Source organism: Streptomyces cellostaticus (genome assembly GCF_001513965.1).
In the GTDB taxonomy this organism is placed as follows: domain Bacteria; phylum Actinomycetota; class Actinomycetes; order Streptomycetales; family Streptomycetaceae; genus Streptomyces; species Streptomyces cellostaticus.
The window spans coordinates 128,151-147,691 of sequence record NZ_KQ948035.1 but is presented as its reverse complement, the minus strand read 5'-3'; the positions used below and the strand labels follow the sequence as shown (position 1 = coordinate 147,691).

The 19,541-nt window shown below is 69.7% G+C and carries 19 protein-coding genes; 8 read left to right on the top strand and 11 right to left on the bottom strand.

Features of this window, described 5'->3' with window-relative positions:
* Positions 1 to 106: 106 nt before the first annotated feature.
* Positions 107 to 505 (bottom strand): rodlin, encoded by a 399-nt coding sequence (locus tag AQI88_RS31285; RefSeq protein WP_067005554.1) that lies wholly within the window; start codon positions 503 to 505, stop codon positions 107 to 109.
* A gap of 275 nt (positions 506 to 780) precedes the next feature.
* Here AQI88_RS31285 and AQI88_RS47970 point away from each other — a divergent pair, with 275 nt between their 5' ends.
* Positions 781 to 1,215 (top strand): DUF6480 family protein, encoded by a 435-nt coding sequence (locus AQI88_RS47970; protein ID WP_244184411.1) that lies wholly within the window; start codon positions 781 to 783, stop codon positions 1,213 to 1,215.
* Between the two features lie 13 nt (positions 1,216 to 1,228).
* Here AQI88_RS47970 and AQI88_RS31280 read toward each other — a convergent pair whose 3' ends face one another.
* The 8 genes from AQI88_RS31280 to AQI88_RS31245 all read right to left on the bottom strand — a co-directional run bounded on the left by AQI88_RS31280 (position 1,229) and on the right by AQI88_RS31245 (position 9,824).
* Complete coding sequence (locus AQI88_RS31280) at positions 1,229 to 2,320, bottom strand: glutamate--cysteine ligase 2 (RefSeq protein WP_067005553.1); 1,092 nt, start codon at positions 2,318 to 2,320, stop codon at positions 1,229 to 1,231.
* 445 nt (positions 2,321 to 2,765) lie between these two features.
* Entirely contained in the window at positions 2,766 to 3,392 is a 627-nt protein-coding gene (locus AQI88_RS31275) for an ABC transporter substrate-binding protein (RefSeq protein WP_067005552.1), read from the bottom strand.
* A 179-nt stretch (positions 3,393 to 3,571) separates the two neighbouring features.
* Positions 3,572 to 3,991 carry a roadblock/LC7 domain-containing protein gene (locus AQI88_RS31270; RefSeq protein WP_067005551.1) on the bottom strand — a complete coding sequence of 140 codons (420 nt, stop codon included), beginning with the start codon at positions 3,989 to 3,991 and terminating at the stop codon, positions 3,572 to 3,574.
* Entirely contained in the window at positions 3,988 to 5,961 is a 1,974-nt protein-coding gene (locus tag AQI88_RS31265; protein WP_244184409.1) for a sensor histidine kinase, read from the bottom strand. Before AQI88_RS31265 ends, AQI88_RS31270 begins: the two co-directional genes overlap by 4 nt.
* 846 nt (positions 5,962 to 6,807) lie before the next feature.
* The gene (locus AQI88_RS31260) at positions 6,808 to 7,266 is read right to left on the bottom strand and encodes a Fur family transcriptional regulator (RefSeq protein WP_167357492.1); all 459 of its coding nucleotides are present in this window, start codon (positions 7,264 to 7,266) and stop codon (positions 6,808 to 6,810) included.
* Entirely contained in the window at positions 7,263 to 7,823 is a 561-nt protein-coding gene (locus AQI88_RS31255) for an ATP-binding protein (RefSeq protein ID WP_341849526.1), read from the bottom strand. Before AQI88_RS31255 ends, AQI88_RS31260 begins: the two co-directional genes overlap by 4 nt.
* Before the next feature lie 190 nt (positions 7,824 to 8,013).
* Positions 8,014 to 8,820, bottom strand: coding sequence for an SDR family oxidoreductase (locus tag AQI88_RS31250; RefSeq protein WP_067005548.1), 807 nt, complete (start codon positions 8,818 to 8,820; stop codon positions 8,014 to 8,016).
* Complete coding sequence (locus tag AQI88_RS31245) at positions 8,817 to 9,824, bottom strand: NADP-dependent oxidoreductase (RefSeq protein WP_208615946.1); 1,008 nt, start codon at positions 9,822 to 9,824, stop codon at positions 8,817 to 8,819. Before AQI88_RS31245 ends, AQI88_RS31250 begins: the two co-directional genes overlap by 4 nt.
* Positions 9,825 to 10,102: 278 nt before the next feature.
* On the opposite strand from AQI88_RS31245, the gene AQI88_RS31240 reads away from it, so the two are divergent.
* The 7 genes from AQI88_RS31240 to AQI88_RS31210 all read left to right on the top strand — a co-directional run bounded on the left by AQI88_RS31240 (position 10,103) and on the right by AQI88_RS31210 (position 18,045).
* Complete coding sequence (locus AQI88_RS31240; RefSeq protein ID WP_067005546.1) at positions 10,103 to 10,648, top strand: DUF485 domain-containing protein; 546 nt, start codon at positions 10,103 to 10,105, stop codon at positions 10,646 to 10,648.
* Positions 10,645 to 12,261 carry a sodium/solute symporter gene (locus AQI88_RS31235; protein WP_067005544.1) on the top strand — a complete coding sequence of 539 codons (1,617 nt, stop codon included), beginning with the start codon at positions 10,645 to 10,647 and terminating at the stop codon, positions 12,259 to 12,261. The genes AQI88_RS31240 and AQI88_RS31235 overlap by 4 nt, the downstream gene beginning before the upstream one ends.
* A 227-nt stretch (positions 12,262 to 12,488) precedes the next feature.
* Positions 12,489 to 13,505: a GlxA family transcriptional regulator gene (locus tag AQI88_RS31230; RefSeq protein ID WP_244184408.1), complete on the top strand. Its 1,017-nt coding sequence runs from the start codon at positions 12,489 to 12,491 to the stop codon at positions 13,503 to 13,505.
* Positions 13,502 to 15,253, top strand: a complete 1,752-nt coding sequence (locus AQI88_RS31225) for a thiamine pyrophosphate-binding protein (RefSeq protein WP_067005540.1) — start codon at positions 13,502 to 13,504, stop codon at positions 15,251 to 15,253. Before AQI88_RS31230 ends, AQI88_RS31225 begins: the two co-directional genes overlap by 4 nt.
* Positions 15,225 to 15,878 carry a hypothetical protein gene (locus tag AQI88_RS31220; protein WP_067005538.1) on the top strand — a complete coding sequence of 218 codons (654 nt, stop codon included), beginning with the start codon at positions 15,225 to 15,227 and terminating at the stop codon, positions 15,876 to 15,878. The genes AQI88_RS31225 and AQI88_RS31220 overlap by 29 nt, the downstream gene beginning before the upstream one ends.
* Complete coding sequence (locus AQI88_RS31215) at positions 15,875 to 16,894, top strand: 3-oxoacyl-ACP synthase III family protein (protein ID WP_067005537.1); 1,020 nt, start codon at positions 15,875 to 15,877, stop codon at positions 16,892 to 16,894. Before AQI88_RS31220 ends, AQI88_RS31215 begins: the two co-directional genes overlap by 4 nt.
* A 182-nt stretch (positions 16,895 to 17,076) precedes the next feature.
* Positions 17,077 to 18,045 carry a DUF8017 domain-containing protein gene (locus AQI88_RS31210; protein ID WP_067005535.1) on the top strand — a complete coding sequence of 323 codons (969 nt, stop codon included), beginning with the start codon at positions 17,077 to 17,079 and terminating at the stop codon, positions 18,043 to 18,045.
* 102 nt (positions 18,046 to 18,147) lie between these two features.
* Here AQI88_RS31210 and AQI88_RS31205 read toward each other — a convergent pair whose 3' ends face one another.
* Both AQI88_RS31205 and AQI88_RS31200 read right to left on the bottom strand, forming a co-directional pair.
* Positions 18,148 to 19,242, bottom strand: coding sequence for a response regulator (locus AQI88_RS31205; protein WP_067005602.1), 1,095 nt, complete (start codon positions 19,240 to 19,242; stop codon positions 18,148 to 18,150).
* Entirely contained in the window at positions 19,235 to 19,477 is a 243-nt protein-coding gene (locus AQI88_RS31200) for a hypothetical protein (protein ID WP_067005533.1), read from the bottom strand. The genes AQI88_RS31205 and AQI88_RS31200 overlap by 8 nt, the downstream gene beginning before the upstream one ends.
* Positions 19,478 to 19,541 lie beyond the last annotated feature (64 nt).

Below are 19,541 nucleotides of genomic sequence, written 5' to 3'. Positions count from 1 at the left end.
GGAGACGGTGCGAGCCAGGCGCAGCCGGGGCGAAGCGGAGGAACAGGACCTCGTCCACGGGCGCGTCGTGGGTGCTTTCGTACCCGCCGCTCCATCGCGTTCGGGGTCAGTGATGTGCTGCGCCGTTGCCGGACAGGACGGGGATCTGATCCAGGATGTGCGACAGCGGCTCGTCGCCCTTGGCCTGAGTCGAGTTCTCGGTGCACTGCTGGTTCTGCGGGGCCGACAGGATCGGGACGTCCTGAAGGGCGCTGACGTGGACGAGACCCACGATCGACGCCAGGTTCGCCTTGACGGGCACACCGAGGCATGGCTTGTTCAGCGTGCCCTGGACGAGCGACAGTTGCGGACTCATGTCACCCTCGGTCTTCGAGTTCCCGAACGCCTGCTTGGCGTCGTTGCCACTGAGACTCGTCGTGCCGCCGTGGTCGCCGATGGCCATCGCTTGCGGGGCGGCACCGAGGAGGCCGGCAGCGAGCATTGCTGTGGCAATCATCTTCATCATGATCTGTTCAACGCCATGCCGTGGTCGCAGTTACGGAGAGCCCGCTCCATTGTTCGCGATCGACGCTGAGACCGCCCGGGTACCCCTCCGGCCGCTTCTCGTACCGGCGGCTCTTGGGCTTTCAGTACGAACCCGCCCGAGTCATCACGGCGCGTCACATCGGTCACTCAGCGCTACTCGTCACCTGGCCGTAGCCATACGCCCTGGCGGGACGGGCAGATCGCGCTGCTCACGGGCGGCATCACCTTTTCGGCCGTTCCGGGTGCGCAGGGCCCATGAGAGTGAGCTGTCCTACGGGAGCTCAGTGCGCGAAGTACCAGGTCTACGGCCGACAGGCTCAAACAGCCTCAACGCCGACACCCTGTTCCTGTCGGCGGCTGGAAGATCACCACAGCAGGCTGTGTGCCGTGCCGCGCTCGCGTCCTGGGACCGGCAGGCCCCGGCGACCCGGCCCGTTTCCCAGACGTACCCGGAGCGGGGCTCGTCGGGCACATGCGGGTCGGCCGGTGGAACCAGATCCGCAGCCCAAGCGGAGCACTGGACCGGAGCCCGGAGGCAGAGTCCCTCCCGGCGAGACCTCGAGAGCAGCCTGCCGAGGCCTGGCGCCGGGGGACGCGCAACCCACCCACGTACGGGGCCAGAACTCCCTTGACGCTGGTCCTCGTGTCGTTCTGGTCGTGGCCTTCTCCTCGTGTGCGCCCTCGTTCTGATCCTCTGGACCGGTCACTCACCCTGGGTGTGCCGTACGCACTCGGCGACGACGTCCCGCAAGCTGCCCGTGCGCTCCATGAGCAGCCTCTGTTCGCGGGCGCCGTTGCCCCAGCTCAGCAGTTCGGCAATGGCCCCTTCGACGCGGGCCGCGTCGTCGCTCTCGATCAGCGCGTCCCCGAGGTGCTCCAGCAACGAGCGCACCACGTCCGCGGCGGGCCGGGGCCGCATGGTCACAGGGTCGAGCAGATCCCGGTCCAGGCCCGACCGGGCGGCCTGCCAGGCGGCCAGTCTCAGCAGGCTGACACTGTGGTCGAGCGGTCGTCCGCCCGCCCGCCAGTCGCGGGTCGCCGTCTCCACCAGGGCCCGGGCCAGCGCGGCGACGAGGACGGCGGTGTCCGCTCGCAGGCACACATCCGCCACCCGGATCTCCACCGTCGGATAGCGCGCGGACGGGCGCGCGTCGAAGTACGCCATCGCCTCGTCCAGGATGACCCCGGTGGCCACCATGTCCGCCACCCGCCGGTGATACCGCTCGGCAGACCCGAACAGCTCCGTCGGCCCTGCCGACGGCCAGCGCCCCCACACCCGACTGCGGTAGGCGGCGTAGCCGGTGTCCTGGCCCTGCCAGAACGGCGAGTTGGCGCTCAGCGCGCACAGCACGGCAAGCCATGGACGCAGCCGGTCGACCACGGCCACGGCCTCCTCGTCGGACTCCACCGACACATGCACATGGCAGCCGCACACCAGCTGCTCCTGGGCGGCGGTCCCGTACCGTTCGGCCATCCACTGGTAGCGCTCGTTCACACTGATCGACGGGCTGACCGGCAGCGGAGAGGTGGCGAGCGCGGCGACCGCGCAACCGAGCTCGCCGGCCAGTCGCGCCGCCTCCTTGCGGCAGCGCACGATCTCGGCGCCGAGGGCCGCCATCTCCGACTGCGGGTGCGTGGCGAACTCCAGCATCTGCCCGAACAGCTCCTTCTCGAAAACGTCCTGTCCGGGGTCGTCCTGGGCGGCATGAGCAAGCACGGCGGCCGAGAGCGCCTTCGGCTCCCCGCTGTCCGGGTCGACCAGAAGGAGTTCCTCCTCCACTCCTACGGTGCGCACCTGGTGCCGCCCTCCTTTCCGTGCCGCCCGGGGTCGTCTGGCACCCACAGGCCCGTCACGGATCTGCACAACACCGACTGCCCCCAGGAGAGCCTTCGACACCTGCGGGAGCCAGGGCACGGCGTTGGGGAGCCGGCGGGCCGGCAGTGGCCGATCGGTTCTTGGGTACCACCCGGATGTTCGACGGTCAGCCGACGCCCCGCGGGCTGTGCCACCGCCTGCTCCGCTGTCGCCCGCACATCCACGACTGCATCGGCTCCGGTCAGCTCCAGCACGCGCTGAAGCTGTGGCGGAGGCCCGGCCACACGCAGCTCGGTCACCTATCACACGTTCATCACGACGTGTGGCAGTTCACTGTCGGTGAAGGCCGCCATGCTGGTGGTGACCTGCCCGGGCAACCGGCTCCTCGTCGGGCGCGACGCGCATCAGCCGGTGGTCGCCGGGCTCATCCTTTCCGGCGTCGAGCCGGTGTGGCGTCCGTGTAGGTCTTCATCTCGGGGTCGTCCGCCCACTGCGGATCGGCGGGATCCTTGAAGCAGGTCGCCGAGACCACGCCCTGCACGTCCTTGAACCCGACGGGCTGGAGCACGGCGGCGGACGAGGCCACGTTGTTCACGATGTGCAGCGGGTTCCACCTGGTGTTCCTGGCATCGACAGCCAGGGCCTGGCTGTCGAACTTCGGAGTGGTGACGTCCAGCAGCACGTCCGCCTCGGAGCGGGCGAGGATCGCCAACAGTGCGGAGACAGAAGGATCGGTGACCTCGTAGCTCTCCTCTGCGACCACCTTGATGCCGCTGCCGACGACGGCCTTCTTGAACCCGCCGAGCAGGTCCTTGCCGTCGTCGTTCTGGTAGAGGACGGCAACCTCGGCCTTCGGTCTCACGCCCCTGAAGTACTTCGCGTACACCCGCGCCTCGGCCGCGTAGTCGGGCTGCCACCCGATGGTCCAGGGGTGTCGTCGTCGGTGCCCCAGACGGACGCACCCATGGCGATGAAGGGCCGGCGGCACCTTCTGCTGGTTGAGGTAGCCCCACACGGCTGCCGTGGACGGGGTGCCCAGGGTCTGGAACACGGCGAAGACCTTCTCCTGCTCTGCCCGTAGGGACCCGAATCACCGGAGAGGGCCATCGGCCGCCCGGCCTTCGGAGTCGTCGTACGTAGAGACGGTGTGCCGCACGCCGTGGTGCCGGCCGCGCCGCAGCAGGCCGGGGGCACTGAGAAACACCAGGCCAGGGCCCGAGCGTGCCGCACCTAGTTCGCGGCAAAGGGAGCGGAGTGGAGTTCGAGTACCAACTGCGGGGTGAGCAGTTCTCCGGCGCGGTCGGCGAGAATGGCCATCTCGTAGCCGACCAGGCCGACGTCGCACCCCTCGGCGGCGAGGACGCCGAGGCAGCTTCCGTCGCGGATGCGGCCGACCATGAGGAATCCCCCGAGCATTTCGATCATGACGAGTTTCATGCCGCGGAAGCCGTGTGCCGTGGCCGCGTTCTGGGCGAGGCTGGTGATGCCGGAGACGACGGCGGCGAGATGGTCGGCGCGATCTCGCCCAAGGCTGTCCGAGGCGGCCATGAGCAGGCCGTCGGAGGAGACGGCGACGGCATCGGTGACGCCGTCGGCGGTGCGTACGAACTCCGAGATGAGCCAGCCGAAATTCTGGACGGCGGTGGTCACGATGACGCTCCTTGTGAGCTTCGGGCCTCGGCACGTGCGACACCTGCTCGGAAGCCGTTGAGCAGGGAGGAGACAGCGGGCCTGGCGGGCGGGGGTGAGGCGGAGGGGCCCTCCGCGGGGGCGAGCAGGCGCCCGGGGAGGGCGAGGAGTGCGGACAGGCCGCCGCCGGTGGTGTCGAAAAGGTGGACTTGGGTGCCATCACCGAGGCGGCGGGCGAGTCGGCCGACGACGAGGTGGCCGAGGAACCGGGTGGGCGCGGCGAGGAAAGCTTCCTCGCCGCCGTCCGAGAAGCGGGCGTTGGCACGTTCCTTGTCTGCTTCGGACATCCCGATGCCATGGTCGACGACAGCGAAGCAGTAAGTGTCGTCCTCGGTGTCGTACCAGCCGTGCACCTCGACCGGTTCGGTCGGTGGCGAGAAGGTCAGCCCGTTCTCGATGAGTTCGGCAAGGAGATGGGCGACATCGGCGACGGCGTGTCCGCGCACCCGTACCGGCTCCACGGTGGTGATCAGGACCCGCCGGTACTGCTCCACCTCGGCGACGGCGGACTGGACGACTTCCAGGCCGTCGGCAGGTGCTGCCGTGGGCCGCGGCGGATTCTGCCCGGCCAGGACCAGAAGGCTCTCGGCGTTGCGCCGCATACGGGTGGCGAGGTGGTCGAGCTCGAAGAGCTCGGCGAGGGCGTCCGGGTCGAGTTCCTGCCGTTCCAGGCGGGTGATGAGGCTGAGCTGACGACGCACGAGGTTCTGGTTGCGGCGGCCGAGATCGGCGAGCGATTCGGTGGTGTTGCGGCGCAGGCCGGCCTGCTGGGCAGCCAGCCGGAGAGCGGTGCGTTCCACCTGGTGCAGGGACGCTGCGACCTCGGCGATCTCCGCCGCGCCGCCCAGCGGCAGTGGATCGGGGTTGTCCCGGACGTCCGACGGCGGGAGGAGCTCCGCATGGTCCTGCGGGGACTGCTGGATCCGGGCGACGGTCGCGGGCAGTCGGTGTCGTGCCACGTCGTGGGCGGCCTCGGCGAGCGCGCCGAGAGGGCGCGTGAGGGAACGGGAGGCAAGAGCGGCGAGGCCCGCGACGAGGGCGGCCATCAGCATTCCTGCGCCGAGAGAGGCGGCGAGGCCCGCCTCGGCGTCGTGGCTGAGCCGGTCGGCCCGGGCCCGTACGTCGTCACCGACCGACTGCTGGACGGCGTACAGATCGTCGACGAGAACGGTCATCGCATCCCACCAGGCGCTGGCATCGGCGCGCAGCGCGGAACCGCCGTCGGCGCCTTCCGCCCGGTTCTCGTAGGCGGTGGCTCGTCGGGCGTCCTCGGTGCCGAAGGCGTTCTTCAAGGCCGCGCGCTGGGGTGCGGTGGCGATCTGCCGGAAACGGGCGAGGGCGGCGACGCGCGTGGCACGTACCTCGGTGAACGTGAGGTACTCGCGGCCGTGAAAGCCGCCTTCGGCGAACACGCCGTTGAGGAGGCCGCGTTCGAGAGCGACTGACTCCTTCGCCGCGGCCAGTTCCCGCAACGCCCCCAGCCCGTCGCGCAGTTGAGGGTCGGCGCCAGTCGCGGTCTCCGCTACCGGGTCGACGGCGTTGAGGGCCTCGACGGCGGTGGTGTAGAAGGTCAGGGTCGCGGCCCGGTCTGCGGTGTCCGTGTCGGTAGCGGACCGGATGTCGCCAAGGTGCTGCAAGTGCCGATGGACGACATCCTTGACGGTGTTTTCGTGGCGCATTCCGCGCAGCGCCGTGTCAACGCGTTTGCGGGTGGCCGTGAGCGGTGAGCGGAACTCCTCCTCGCCTCCCAGGAGACCATTGGTCAGGCCGCGTTCGCGTTGCAGTTGATGCACCAGGGCCTGGATGCGCAAGCTGAGGCCAACCTCGGAACGGGTCGTCCGGGCGTCGCCGAGGGCCACGGCGCGGCCGTGCACGGCGAGACCGGCCACCGCCAGCAGCAGGCAGATCGGGACCGTGATGACCACCGCCACCCGGCCCCTGATGCTGCGCCAGCCAGGCAGCGGCCGACGGCCGGGTGACGTGCGGCCACGGCGGCGGCGCCCCGAACTGCCCTGGCCTAAACCGCCCTTGCCGACTGCGCAAAGCCTGCCGAGCGCCGACTGTACTGGCGTCCACACCCTCATAGTCACGAAGCTAGTCCGAACACCGTGGCGGCCGGTTTCCGACCTGTTAGGCCGCGTGGGACATTCAGTTGCGCCGCCCTCACACCGCGGGCCGAAAGACTGTGACAGCGGATCCGACGTCCGGGCGGCTGTGCTCGGGAACTGGGCAGCGTCACACTCCGCGATTGCGCCCTTACCCCGGTGCCAGTGGGTCAGGACAGCCGCCGGCAAGCCCACCGGCGCTCCTCGATCGAGAGACACCGCATCGACGGGCAGCGGCGGCAGGAGCCACCCCGGGGGGAGCCGAAGGCCTCGGCTGACCCGCACGTCGCCGACAGGAAAGGCGGCGCACCATGGGCCGTGCCACCGTCGGCGCCAGGCACTCAACGGGGAGGCGCCGGCAGATGGGACAGGATGCCGCACACCTCGTCCGCGATCTTCCGAGCCACCGTCTCCGAGTTCTCGTGCCACCCGATGAGACCCGTCCGGCTCCGCGCAGATCGTCAGCCTCGCCCACTCCGAGGCGGATGCGCTTCGGGCAACGGTGGACACACGCCAGGAGTTCGGACCGGCCGTGTACCGAGGCCGCTCGATCCGCTCACTCATCGCCCGCATCACCACGGCGACCGAGGAGCTGCCCGGCCCCACCTGCGGCCCGCCCGTCCGGGGCCGCCCTGGTGGCCCGCGAGGATGTGCGGGAGGGGTCCGGCTCCGTCAGGACGCCGGAGCGGCTGCCCGGCAGTCGGGGCACAGGCCCCAGAACGTCACGGCGGCTTCCTGGATGGCGTACTCCGCCGGCAGTTGTGCCTCGAGGCAGGGAGCCGCACCCACCGTGCACTCGACGTCACGGATGGCGCCGCAGCGGCGGCACACGAAATGGTGGTGGTTGTCGTGGTGGTCGATCTCGTAGCGGGCCGGATGACCGGGGATCTGGGTGCACCGGACCAGACCGGCGTCCGTGAGGGCGCGCAGCACGTTGTAGGTGGCCTGCAGGGACAGGCTGCCCGTGACCCGCTGAGCGCGCTCGCGCAAGGCGTCGGCGTCGAGGTGGCCGGCCGACTCGGAGACCGCCATCAGCATGGCCATGCGCTGGGCGGTCACCCGCATGCCCGACGTGCGCAGTCGCGCCGCGGCCAGCGCCATCGGTTCCTCGCCTGTCGTCGCAGGTGTCATGCGGCCTCGTCCTTCCAGTCGCCGTCCGGTGTGACCAGGCCGTCCGGGACGCAACCGTCCCTCCACGGTGCGTTCTGCCTGTCCGGGGCTTCCGTTTCGTCCGGCCCCGGTGTGTCCGCCTCGGTGGAAAGCTCGAACCACACGGTCTTGCCCGCGGGCAGCCCGCGCTCACAGCCCCACCGTGCGGCCAGCATGTCCACGAGTGCCAGTCCGCGGCCGCCCTCGTCCTCGGGGCCGGCGTCGGTGGGGCGCGGTGGTTTCGAAGAACCGTCGCTGACCGAGCAGCGTACGTCGGGCACCCGCTCAAGGGTGAGCCCCAGCGGGCCTGCGCCGTGCCGCAGCGCGTTGCATACGAGCTCGCTCACCAGCAGTTCGGCGGCCGGGACGAGATCATCGAGACCCCATCGGGGCAGTACGTTGCGCACGGCCGTCCTCGCCAGACCACACGCGGCCGGCGTCCACGGCAGAGACCAGATCCCCCTCTCGAAAGAGCGAGGGACAGCCGTGTCAGCAGCCGTTCCGCCCTGGCAGGGTTCTCGGGTGACTGCGCGGTCCATGCGGACACACCTTCGAAGGGAGGTCGTGGAGAGCATTGCCATCTCCTTCGATGGTACGCCTTCCCTGGAGTCACTCAAGACTGTGGAGAGATGCAGCTTTCGTGAGGGATCCCAGCTACTGGAGCTCTTGCGGGCGATTCCTCGCGGCGGGGGTGGGCCCGGTCGTTCTCCGGGCCCACCCGGAAACGTCTCAGACGCCGACGGGCTTGCCCGGGCCGGGGACGTTGCGGAAGCGGAACGGCTCCGGTTCGCGGCCGACCTGAATGAACCAGCACTCCCCCGTGCCGTCACCCGTGACGATCCGCAGCACCGTGTCGGCGACGGTCTCGGCCGGGATGACCGGCAGACCCTGCTCGGAGAGCATGCCGCGCAGGTGGTCGATGATCCGCGACTCGGCGAACCCCGGGCAGACCGCGTTGAAGCGCACGTTCTCCGGCGCGAGAGCCGGCCCCAGGGAGCGTGCGAGTCCCACGACCGCGTGCTTGTTGGCCGCATACAGCGGATCGAGCGGCACCGCCGCCAGGCCCGCCAAAGACGCGGTCGCCACGATCGATCCTCCGCCGCGGGCCCGCAGCGCGGGCAGCACGGCGTGGGTGCCGAAGACCACGCCGTCGAGGTTGGCCCCCATCGCCCGGTGGTAGCGCGCCGGGTCGAAATCCTCGCCGACGCCACATCCGGTCGCCACGCCCGCGTTGAGCAGCGCGATGTCGACACCGCCGTACATTTCCTGGGTGAACTCCACCAGCGCGCGGTTGGCGTCGAGGTCGGAGACGTCACAGGCGCGGAAGTGGCCACCGACCATGTCGGCCACTTCCCGGCCGCCGCGCGCGTCGAGGTCCGCGACGACCACCTGCGCCCCCGCCCTCGCCAGTGCCAGCGCCGTGGCCCGGCCCAGCCCGCTGGCAGCGCCGGTGACGATCGCCACCTTTCCCTGGAGCGCGCCGCCGTCGCTCTGTTCTCCCCGCGGGGCGGCGGCCCCGCTCTCGGCGGTGGTCATGACAGCTCCAGCACGAGCTTGCCGACGTTCTCGCCACGGAAGAGCATCTGCAACGTCTCGGGGAAGTCGTCCACGGTTCCCCTCACCACATGTTCCTTGACCTTGATGCGGCCGGCGCCGATCCAGGCGGAGATCTCCTGCGCTGCCTGCGCGTAGCGCTTGGCGTAGTCAAAGACGACGAAGCCCTCCATCCGGGCGCGCCGCACCAGCAGCGAGAGGTAGTTGGAGGGGCCCTTGACCGGCGTGGTGTTGTTGTACTGGCTGATCGCACCGCAGACGACGACGCGCGCGTGCATCGCCAACCGGGTCAGCGCGGCGTCGAGGATGTCCCCGCCGACGTTGTCGAAGTAGACGTCGATGCCGTCGGGGGCGTGCTCGCGCAGCGCCTTTTTGACGTCGTCGGCGCGGTAGTCGATCGCCGCGTCGAATCCCAGTTCGTCGGTGAGCAACGCGCACTTCTCCGGCCCTCCGGCGATGCCCACGACCCGGCAGCCCTTGGCCTTGGCGATCTGACCCGCGATGGTGCCGACCGCGCCGGCGGCCCCGGACACCACGACGGTCTCACCGTCCTTCAGCGCCCCGACGTCCAGCAGGCCGAAGTAGGCGGTCATGCCGGGCATGCCCAGCGCGCCGAGATACGTCGACGGCGGGGCGAGCGAGGTGTCGATCTTCATGGCGCCCCGGCCGTCGGAGACCACGTACTCCTGGACGCCGAACATACCGACCACGTGATCACCCGGCTGGAAGTCGGGGTGGTCGGATGCGGTGACCTCGACGACCGATCCGGCGCGCATCACCTCGCCGATGCCCACCGGCGGCACGTAGGAGGGGCGGTCGTCCAGCCAGCCCCGCATGGCCGGATCCAGGGAGATGACGCGCGTCTGGCCGGTGAACCGGCCCGGGCCCGGTTCCTCGAGGGGTTCGCTACGGTGCTCCCAGTCTTCGGGTTTCACTTCGCCCACGGGGCGGGCTGCCAGACGGATCTGGCGGTTGGTCGCGGACATCGCGCCTCCTGTCGTTCGCGGCTCCCCGTGACCATACCGACCAGTAGGTACGCGTGCGAGTGTGACATTCCCCACAAGTCATCGTACGTCCAGGGGCCTACGGTCCGGGGTGGTCGTCGCTCATCGAGCGATCGCTGTCGACCGGATGCCGCATCGAACCCGAAACGTGACGCTCGGCAGGCTTATCAGGCATTCCAACCAGTCGGTATCGTGCGCCGCCCCACCCGGGTTTCACCGCCCACCTCCCACGCATCCGAGCCGTACCGGAAGGCCATGCGATGACACACCCCGACGACAACTCGTACCCGCACCCGCCACCAGCACCGCCGGGATGGCCGCAGCCGCAGACCGACCCCTATGGCCACTCCCCTCGGCGCGCGCCGTACGGGCGGGATCCGTGGCAGGAGTCGTACGGACACGACGTCCCGCAGGACAACCGGTACGGATACGACGCCTCTTCGTACGACCCGTTCGGGCAGGCACCCGGGCACGAACCGTACGGGCCCGAGACCCAGCGGCACGGCGGCGACCTCACCGCCCTGCGCTCGGCCTACCGCACGCTCCGCCGGGTCTCCACGCTCACCGCGCTCGGCTCCTTCGTGGTGTACGTCGTGCTGTCCTGCTTCGCGCCGGACCTGATGGGGTCCAGGATCGCCGGTGAGCTGAGCCTGGGCATGGCCCTGGGCGTCCTCCAGCTCGTCGTCACCTTCGCGGCGGTCCTCTGGTACGGACGCAGCGCGCGACGCTCCGTGGACCCGCTGGCGCAGGCCGTGCGGGAGCGGGCGGTGCGGCGGCCGGGCCGGGAAGCCGGGGTGGCGAGATGAACGACTTCGGCACGGGGACACAGGCTCTGGTCCTGGTCCTGTTCACCACCCTGGTCACCCTCACCCTGCTGATGTGCGTCATGGCGGGACCGGACCGCGACGACCTGACGAACTTCTACACCGGCTACCTCTCGCTCACCCCCCTCAAGAACGGCCTGGCGATCGCGGGCGACTACATCTCGGCGGCCACGGTGCTGAGCACCACCGGCATCATCGCGCTCGCCGGATACGACGGTTACGTCCTGGCGGTCAGCACCGCCCTGTCGCTGGTGCTGCTGATGTTCCTGCTGGCCGAACCGCTGCGCAACGCCGGCAGCTTCACCATGGGCGACGTCCTGGCCCGCAACATGCCGGGGCGGGCGGTCCGGATCGCCTCCTGTCTGGTGACGCTCAGCGCGACCCTTCCCTTCCTGGTCGTCCAGCTCTCCGGAGCCGGGTCGCTGCTCACCTTCATCCTGGGCATCCCGCACGAGGCCGGCGCCAGGACGACGTGCATCGTCCTCGTCGGCAGCCTGATGATCATTTACGCGGCGATCGGCGGCATGCGGGGCACCGCGCTCATCCAGATGATCAAGATCGTGCTCCTGCTGGGCACCAGCGTCACCGTCGCCGCCCTGGTCCTGAACCGCTTCGACTGGAGCCCCGACGACGTGCTCCGGGCCGCCCGGCGCGGCAGCGGAGCGGGCCCCGCCTTCCTCCAGCAGGGGCTGCAACTGGGCACCTCGGCGGGTGACCGGCTGGACTTCGCCAGTCTCCAGATCACCGTGATCCTCGGCGCTGCCTGCCTGCCGCACATCACGATGCGCCTGTACTCGGCGCGGGACGTGCCCGCCGTGCGCCGCTCCATGTCGTGGGCGGTCGGCACGGTCACCACGTTCTGCCTGCTCGTGATCATCATGGGTACGGGTGCGGCCGCGCTGGTGGGATCGCAGTACATCACCGCGGCCGACCCGCACGGCAGGACGTCGGTGCTCATGCTGTCCCGGGCGCTCGGCAGCGGCGCCGGCTCCGTGGGCACGACGATTCTCTACGCGGCCATGGCAGGCACGGTGTTCATCACCCTGCTGTCCTCGGTCGCGGGAATGACCCTGGCCGCGGCCTCGTCGCTCGCCCACGACCTGTTCGCCCACACCGTGCGGCGGGGACGGGCGGCGCCGCGTACGGAGATGACGGTGGCGGCGTGGACGAGCGTGGCCGTGGGAGTCGTTGCCATCACGCTCTCCACCCTGGTCCAGAACTGGGACGTCGCCGTCCTGACCACGCTGGCGATCTGCATCGGGGCCTCGGCCGTGGCCCCCGCGTTGACCTACTCCCTGTTCTGGCGAGGCTTCACGCGCACCGGCCTGCTCGCGAGTCTCTACGGCGGTACGGCCTGTGCGCTGGTGCTGATGGTCTTCTCCAAGGCCGTCTCAGGCACGCCGGCCGCAGTCTTCCCGAACTCGGACTTCGACTGGTTCCCCATGCAGTCCACCGGACTGGTCTCCATCCCGTTCGGCTACCTGGCGGGCTGGCTCGGCAGCCGCCTGGACCACCGGCGCCGCGCCGCCGACAGCCGCGAGAGCCTGCGGCTGTACGAGGAGGGCGAGGCACGGCTGCTCGCCGCAGCCGAATGACCCGCGGCGACGGGAGGCCTCGTAGCCGGACGTGATCCGGAGGTGAGGGCGTCGGTGCAGCGCGCAGCCGCACCGACGCCCTGTGAGCTGCCTCACCACCACTGTCCGCTCGGACGCACGAACTGCCTTGCCGGCGCCCCTTCCTTCCCGCCCGAGCAGGCTGGTTGGCCGGATACGTCAATAATCTGTCATTGCAGCCAGTGCCATATCCGATACAGGCTGTGACCGTGTTGGAGCGACGTGTTGTTGTGGTGGTGTACACGGGCGCGATGGCCCTGGACGTCACCGGACCGATTGAAGTGTTCGATACCGCGAACCGGCTCCTGGGCCCTTCGGGCACCCCCTACCGGACCGACTTCGTCTCCGCCGACGCACCACTGGTGCGCATGAGTTCGGGAGTGGTGATAGGGGCCTCGCCACTGGGGGCGGGGCAGGGACCGATCGACACGCTCCTCGTGCCGGGCGGATGGAGTCTCGACAACGCCCTCCAGGACCAGGGGCTCGTGTCCTGGATCGGCCGGGCAGCGGCCCGGTCGCGCAGAGTCGCCTCCGTATGCGGCGGATCCTTTCTGCTGGCCGAGGCGGGCCTCCTCGACGGCAGACGCGCCACCACGCACTGGGCGTACAGCGAGGCGATGGCCTGCCGCTATCCGGAGGTCACGGTGGACGCCGAACCGATCTTCGTCTGGGACGGCCCCTTCGTGACCTCCGCGGGCGTGTCGACGGGCATCGACATGGCACTGGCTCTGGTGGAGGCCGATCACGGTGCCGCGCTCGCGCTGGAGACGGCACGGTTTCTGGTGCTGTTCCTCAAGCGGCACGGAGGACAGTCCCAGTACAGCGCCGTCCTCGACGCCCAGTTGGCCGACCATCCGCCGATCCGGGCGGCACAGGAGTGGATTCTGGACAACCTGGACAACCCGCTGCCCGTGGCCGAGATCGCGCGGCAGGCCAACATGAGTCAGCGCAACTTCGCCCGGGTCTTCCGGCGCGAGGTGGGCACGACGCCCGGCCAGTACGTCGAGCGAACGCGTATCGCCCGCGCACGCGAACTGCTGGAGACCACGGACCTGACGATCGGCCAGATAGCCGGCCGCTGCGGATTCGCCGCTCCCGAGACGTTCTTCCGCTCCTTCGGACGAACCCTGGGACTCACCCCCAAGGAATACCGGCACCGCTTTCAGGTCACCTCGCCATCCGGCCTCATCGACCGGCACCACGAGCGGGAGGGGAGCCCCGCATGACCACCACGACCTCGGAATTACGCGAGGCGGAAACGGTACGCCTGGTCGACTATCTGGCCGGGGAACTCGCCAGGGCCGGCGTCACCCACGTGTTCGGCGTCGGCGGCGCGAACATCGAGGACCTGTACGACGCCGTGCACCGCGGCGGCGCCGTCCGTGGCGTCGTCGCCAAACACGAGTTCTCCGCCGTCACCATGGCCGACGGATACGCGCGTACCACCAGGCGCCTCGGCGTTGTTGCCGCCACCTCGGGCGGTGGGGCGATGAATCTCGTACCGGGTCTGGCGGAAGCGTACGCCTCCCGGGTACCCGTGCTGGCCCTGGTGGGCCAGCCGCCGACCGGCCAGGAAGGGCACGGGGCGTTCCAGGACTCCAGCGGCAAGGCCGGCTCCTTCGACGCACGGGAGGTCTTCGCACCCGTGTCCCGGTTCTGCGCCCGGGTCGATGACGCGGACGCGCTCCCGGAGTTGCTGCCCCGGGCAGTCGCGGCGGCACAGGCCGATCCACGCGGACCGGCCGTGCTGTTGCTGCCCAAGGACGTGCAGCAGGCGCGCATCAAGGTGCCCGCCCGCGACACGGCCCCGGCACCGGGCGGCCCCGCGACGGCATCCGCGGCGCGGCTGGACACAGCCGCCGTGACCGCCGTGTCGGACGCCCTTCGCGGGGCCGGTCGCGTCCTCGTCATCGCCGGTGAGGATGTCGCCGCCGCCGACGCGCGTGCGGATCTGGCCGAACTGGCCCGGTGCCTCGGGGCATGGGTGGCGGTCACCCCGGACGCCAAGGACGTCTTCGACAACCGTGATCCCCGGTTCGCGGGCGTGGCCGGGGTGATGGGCCACGCCAACGTCGAAGACTGTCTGCGTCGGGCCGACCTGTGCCTGCTGGTCGGTACCCGACTGCCGCTCCTGGCACGCGGCGGCCTCGACCGGGCCCTGGCCGCCACCGACGTCGTCTGCCTCGGCCCCGAACCGCCGTTCGTGGCAGGCACCGCACTGGGTGGGAACCTGCGGGACGCGCTGCGCGCGGTCACCGCCCGCCTGCCGTCACACCCACGTCCCTGCCCGCCGCACGCGGGCCCCCTTCCCACACCCATGCCGGGCCCGCTCTTCCACGCCCGGGAGCGAACCGTCCCCCATGCCCAGGCGGTCGCCGCGGTGGCGGCGGCACTCCCCCAGGACGCGCACGTCTTCGTGGACGCCGGCAACGCAGGGGCCAGCGCGGTCCATCTCCTCCCGGCACCGCGCCACGGCCGCTTCGTGGTGGCGGTCGGCATGGGCGGCATGGGCTACACCTTCGGTGCCGGCATCGGCGCCGCGCTCGCCACCGGCCGGCGCACTTACGTCCTCGCCGGCGACGGGGCCTTCTTCATGCACGGGATGGAAGTGCACACCGCCGTGGAGTACGCCGCACCCGTGACGTTCGTGATCTTCAACAACAACGCCCACGCCATGTGCGCACTACGGGAGGAGTTCCTCCAGGGCGGCGTGCGCAGCGACGACCTGTTCACCCGGACCGACCTCGCCGCCGGAGTGACCGCCGCCTTCCCGTCCTTGCAGGCCACGGAAGCCACCGACGCGGCGCACCTGCGTACGGCACTGCTGCGCAGCAATGCGGGCGACGGCCCGGCGTTCGTCGCGGTGGCCTGCGACCCACGGGAGATCCCCCCGTTCCTTCCCTTCCAGTCCTTCACCGAAGCCACCAAGAGCAAGGAGGGTTCAGATGAGCGAGGAGTCGTCCACGTTGGCTGACATCCCCGGCCTGGTCCGGATCGAGAACGCCGGCAAGGAGGAACTGACCGCCCACTGCATGGAGCTCACCCACGCGGTCTACCCCCACCATCAGGTCTACGGGCAGTACTGCACCCTCCACGAGTACGTCGACTGCCCCCCGGAGGCGGCCTACGACTATCTGCGCCAGGGGCACCACCTGGAGGAGTGGACGTGCAGCCTGCGGGACTTCGCGCCGACCGGCACACCGGGGCTGTGGGTGGGTCACGACCGGCTCGAGGACGACACCAGGATCTACTGCAAGGTGCTCGCGAACCCCGAGGCCATGACCGTGGACTACCACTGCTCCTGGGACCAGGGCGAGAAGCTGTGGATGATCTACCTGATGCGTGTCGTCCCGGCCCGACTGGTGCTCGACAAGCCGGGTTCGGTGATCACCTGGACCAACTGCCGGCACCCCTACTACGACGACAACCCGCACCCCGACCTGGCGCCCCGCCCGGACCGGCCCTGGGTGGGCGACTACTGGGACCTCTTCTACGCAGGGCACACCGTGGAGATGCACAACCTCAAGGCCATCCTGGAACACCGGCACCGGGGCGGCCTGCCGGTCAGCGTGACTCCGGCGAGGGCGGAGGCGCAGTGACCACGGTCAGCCTCACCGACGTCGCGAGCTACCTGCCCGGCGAGCCGGTCCCCGCGGAGTTCTACACGGACTTCCCCGGAGCCGAGGACAAGCTCCGCAACCACCCCATGTTCAAGGTCCCGCCGTTACGGCACCACGTGGCCGTGGACGAGACCAACGCGGACATGGTCGAGCGCGCCGTGCAGCCCCTGATCGAACGGCACGGCGGGGCTGAGATCCGGGGCGTCGACGTGCTGTTGGTACACAGTCAGTTGCCGGACCTGCCGTTCGTGGGCGCCGGAACCGAGGTGGCGCGTCGGCTGGGCCTGCACCCGGAGTGGCTCGTCGACGTGGCCAACGCGGGCTGCGCGTCCTTCGTGTACATGGTGAAGATGGCCCGGCAGCTCCTCACCTCCACCGATGCGAAGACCGCGCTGATATGCAACGCGCAAAGCGCGGCGGGGCAATGGTTCACCCAGTCCCAGGTGCGCAAACTCGCCCAGGCGGCGATCCCGGGCGACGGGTGCGGTGTGGCGTTCGTGACGACGTCGGCGCAGTCGCCGGTCCTCGACGTGGAGACCCGGCACATCGGCGAGTACGCCGGGGACATGACCCTGGCGGTCGACGACGGTCGCAAGTACTGGGAGCCGGGAGAGTCCCAGTTGCGGATCGGGTTCACCGACGCCAGTGTCGCCAAGGTTCTGGCACGCGGGAACCGTCTCGTCCCCGAGGTGGTCACGGATCTGTGCCGGCGGCTCGGCGTGGCGACCACCGACATCGACGCCCTCATCACCAACCAGCCCAACCGCACCTTCCTGCGGAATTGGCGAGAGGCGCTGCAACTGCCGGCCGAACGACACCTGAACACCTTCGACGCATATGGGAATCTGTTCGGAGCGGCGATCCCGATCACCTTGGACCGCGCGATCAGCTCCCGGCAGGTGGAGGACGGCGACCTGATGGTGCTCGGGGGATTCGCCCACGCAGGCGACTTCGCCGGTGCCGTCGCTGTCCGCTGGCACGGCGGACGGGACTGAGCCGCCTGGCGCACGTTCGACGCATACCCCTCCTGGACGCACACCCCAACCTGCCGGTCCTGCGCACCTTTTCCAAGGCCTACGGCCATCAACCAGCACGAATGACGCCACTCGGCAAACTCGGTACCTCCCGGTTGCCCTCCGCCGCTCCCGCGGAAGCGGCTGCCGTATCGTTACGGCGCATGTGGCCAGGAGAGCAGTCGCCGAGGGGCGGACAGAATCCGCAGCAGCCCCCGGTCGGAGATCAGTCGAACCCGTACCAGCAGCCCGGTCCCGGCCCGTTCCAGCCGAACCCCTACCAGCAGCCCCAGCACTGGCAGATGCCCACGCAGCCGACCGCCGGCCCACCCGTGCCCCCGCCGACGGGTGGCGGCCGGAACCGGACCGCACTCGTCGCCGTCATCACTGCGGCGGCCGCCGTGCTCGCGGCAGGAGTCACCGGATTCCTTGTGCTCCGCGGCCACAAGCACGACGGGCCCGACCCGAAGCCGACCGACACCGCATCATCGTCGCAGAGTTCCGCCAACCCCCGAGGACCCGACACCCGGACCGCCACGATCAAGGGCTGGAAGGTCGTGACGAATCCGACTCAGGGAATTGCGTTGGACGTCCCGCCCCAATGGGAGATCCAGTCTCCCAGCTGGGTCACCTATGTCTCCAAGGACGGGGACCCGGACGACAAACCACTCATCGCCATACGCAATGTCGCGATGCTGCAGAAGAAGTGGTGTTCCTCCGACGAGGACCGGGACGGCGCACTGGAGGACGTACCTCTGGCCCAGGTGGGTACGAGGGGCAACAGCGGTTACCGAAGCACTCAGGAGATCGCCGGTTCCGACCCGAAGACCTGGGTGTACGGGGCGTACACCCAGCCGGACAAGACGAAGGTGAAGACCGGCACCGTCGAGACGTTCACCACGAACTCCGGCCTCAAGGGCAGTCTGGGTACTGCCTGGTCCGTGGGCGTGAAGAAATCGAAAAAGTGCGCCACGGACGGCAAGGCATGGACCTTTGCCTTCAAGAACTCTGCCGGGGGTCTGGTCTCTTGGTCGTTCTTCGGCGCCAAGAACGTGTCCGACGAGGTACCGGACGCGACCCTACGGAGAATCGCCGCCACTGTGCGGCTCTACAAGACCCCGTCGGACTCCTGATTCCAACCCAGAACCCGGCGAAGGGGAACGGCAGGTCGGCAGGCCCGACATCCAGATCACTGCCTAGGGCGCGAGTCGCTTGCCATCACTGCGGCGTTGTGGTCACTGGTCTCCGGCGAGGCGCCGTTGTTCGAGGTAGATGCCGGTGAAAACCGCGACTTTGGCGCGCAGGACCCAGGGATCGAAGGGCTTGCCGATGTAGTCGACCGCGCCGGCGGCGTAACCGCGGGCAGAGTGTTCGGGGTCGGTGCCCATGGCAGTGAGGAAGATGATGGGGACGTCGTGGGTGCGAGGGCGTCGTTTGATGTGGGCGGCGGTCTCGTAGCCATCCATATCGGGCATCTGGACGTCCATGATGATCACGGCGAAGTCATCGTGGTCGAGGAGGGCTTTGAGGGCTTCGCGGCCAGAGGAGACGGCGACCAACTCCTGGTCGAGGGTGCACAGGACGGCGGTCATGGCCATCAGATTGTCCGGCTGATCGTCGACGATGAGGACCTTGGGCATGGCCCGCGAGACCGTCGGGGGCACGGCGGCGACGGGCTGGACCTGTTCGACCGCTTCAAGCTGCCGTTCCAGCAGAGTGCAACGCTGTTCTGCTTCGTCGCGCTGTTTTTGCGCTTCGTGGAGCTGGGCGGACAGGCGGGTGACTTCGTCCTGCAGCTGGTCGCATTCATGAAGTAGCTCGGTGACGTCTGGATTGGCTGCGGCCAGGCGTTCAGCTCGTTCGCGTTCCGCGCTCCATTCGGCTTCCAGCTGGTTCAGACGCACTTCCAGGTCGGCGATGCGGTGTTTGCGGTCCAGCAGCGCGTCGCTCAGTGCGTCGCCGCGGGCGGTGGAGCGGCGTGAGTCGCGGTCCGCTTCGGCAAGCTGCTGCTCGAGCACTTCGACCGCGTGGCGAGGTGAGGTGCTGGTTTCGACGGCTGCCCGGTGAAGGCGGCGGACCAGTTCGATGGCGTCTGGGGTGGCGGCCATGCCGCGGTGCTCGGCGACGTCGGTGAACAGGTCCATCACCACTTCCCATGGCGGGACGCGCGTGCCGCTGAGGTAGCGGGAGAAGGTGCCGGCGTCGCGCACGCGGCGGGCCGCATAGCGGCGGACCGAGACTTCCAGGCCTTCGAACAGCTCCCGCAGCGCCATGGCCAGCGCACGGGATTCCGGTGTCAGGTCCTGGGCGAGAGGGCGCAGCTCACCCACGCGTGCCACCGCCCTTCGCTTCCGCCCCACGGACGGCCGGCCTGATGGGGGTGGCGTCCGGGGTGATCGCCTGGTTGAACACCGGCGTGGCCCCACCCGCGGCAGTGAGCCCGACGAGCGCGGCGCCCGCGATCCCGTTTCCGGCCAGCACCGACAGCAGGCCGGCGCTCACACCGGCCAGCGCGGCGAGTAACAGCACCAGCGCCGCCCTCACCGACACAAGCGAGCGATCCATCGAACCATCCCTTCCTCGTCCCGCCGGACGCCGGCGGGGACAGCGCGCCCGCGGATGGGCCCGC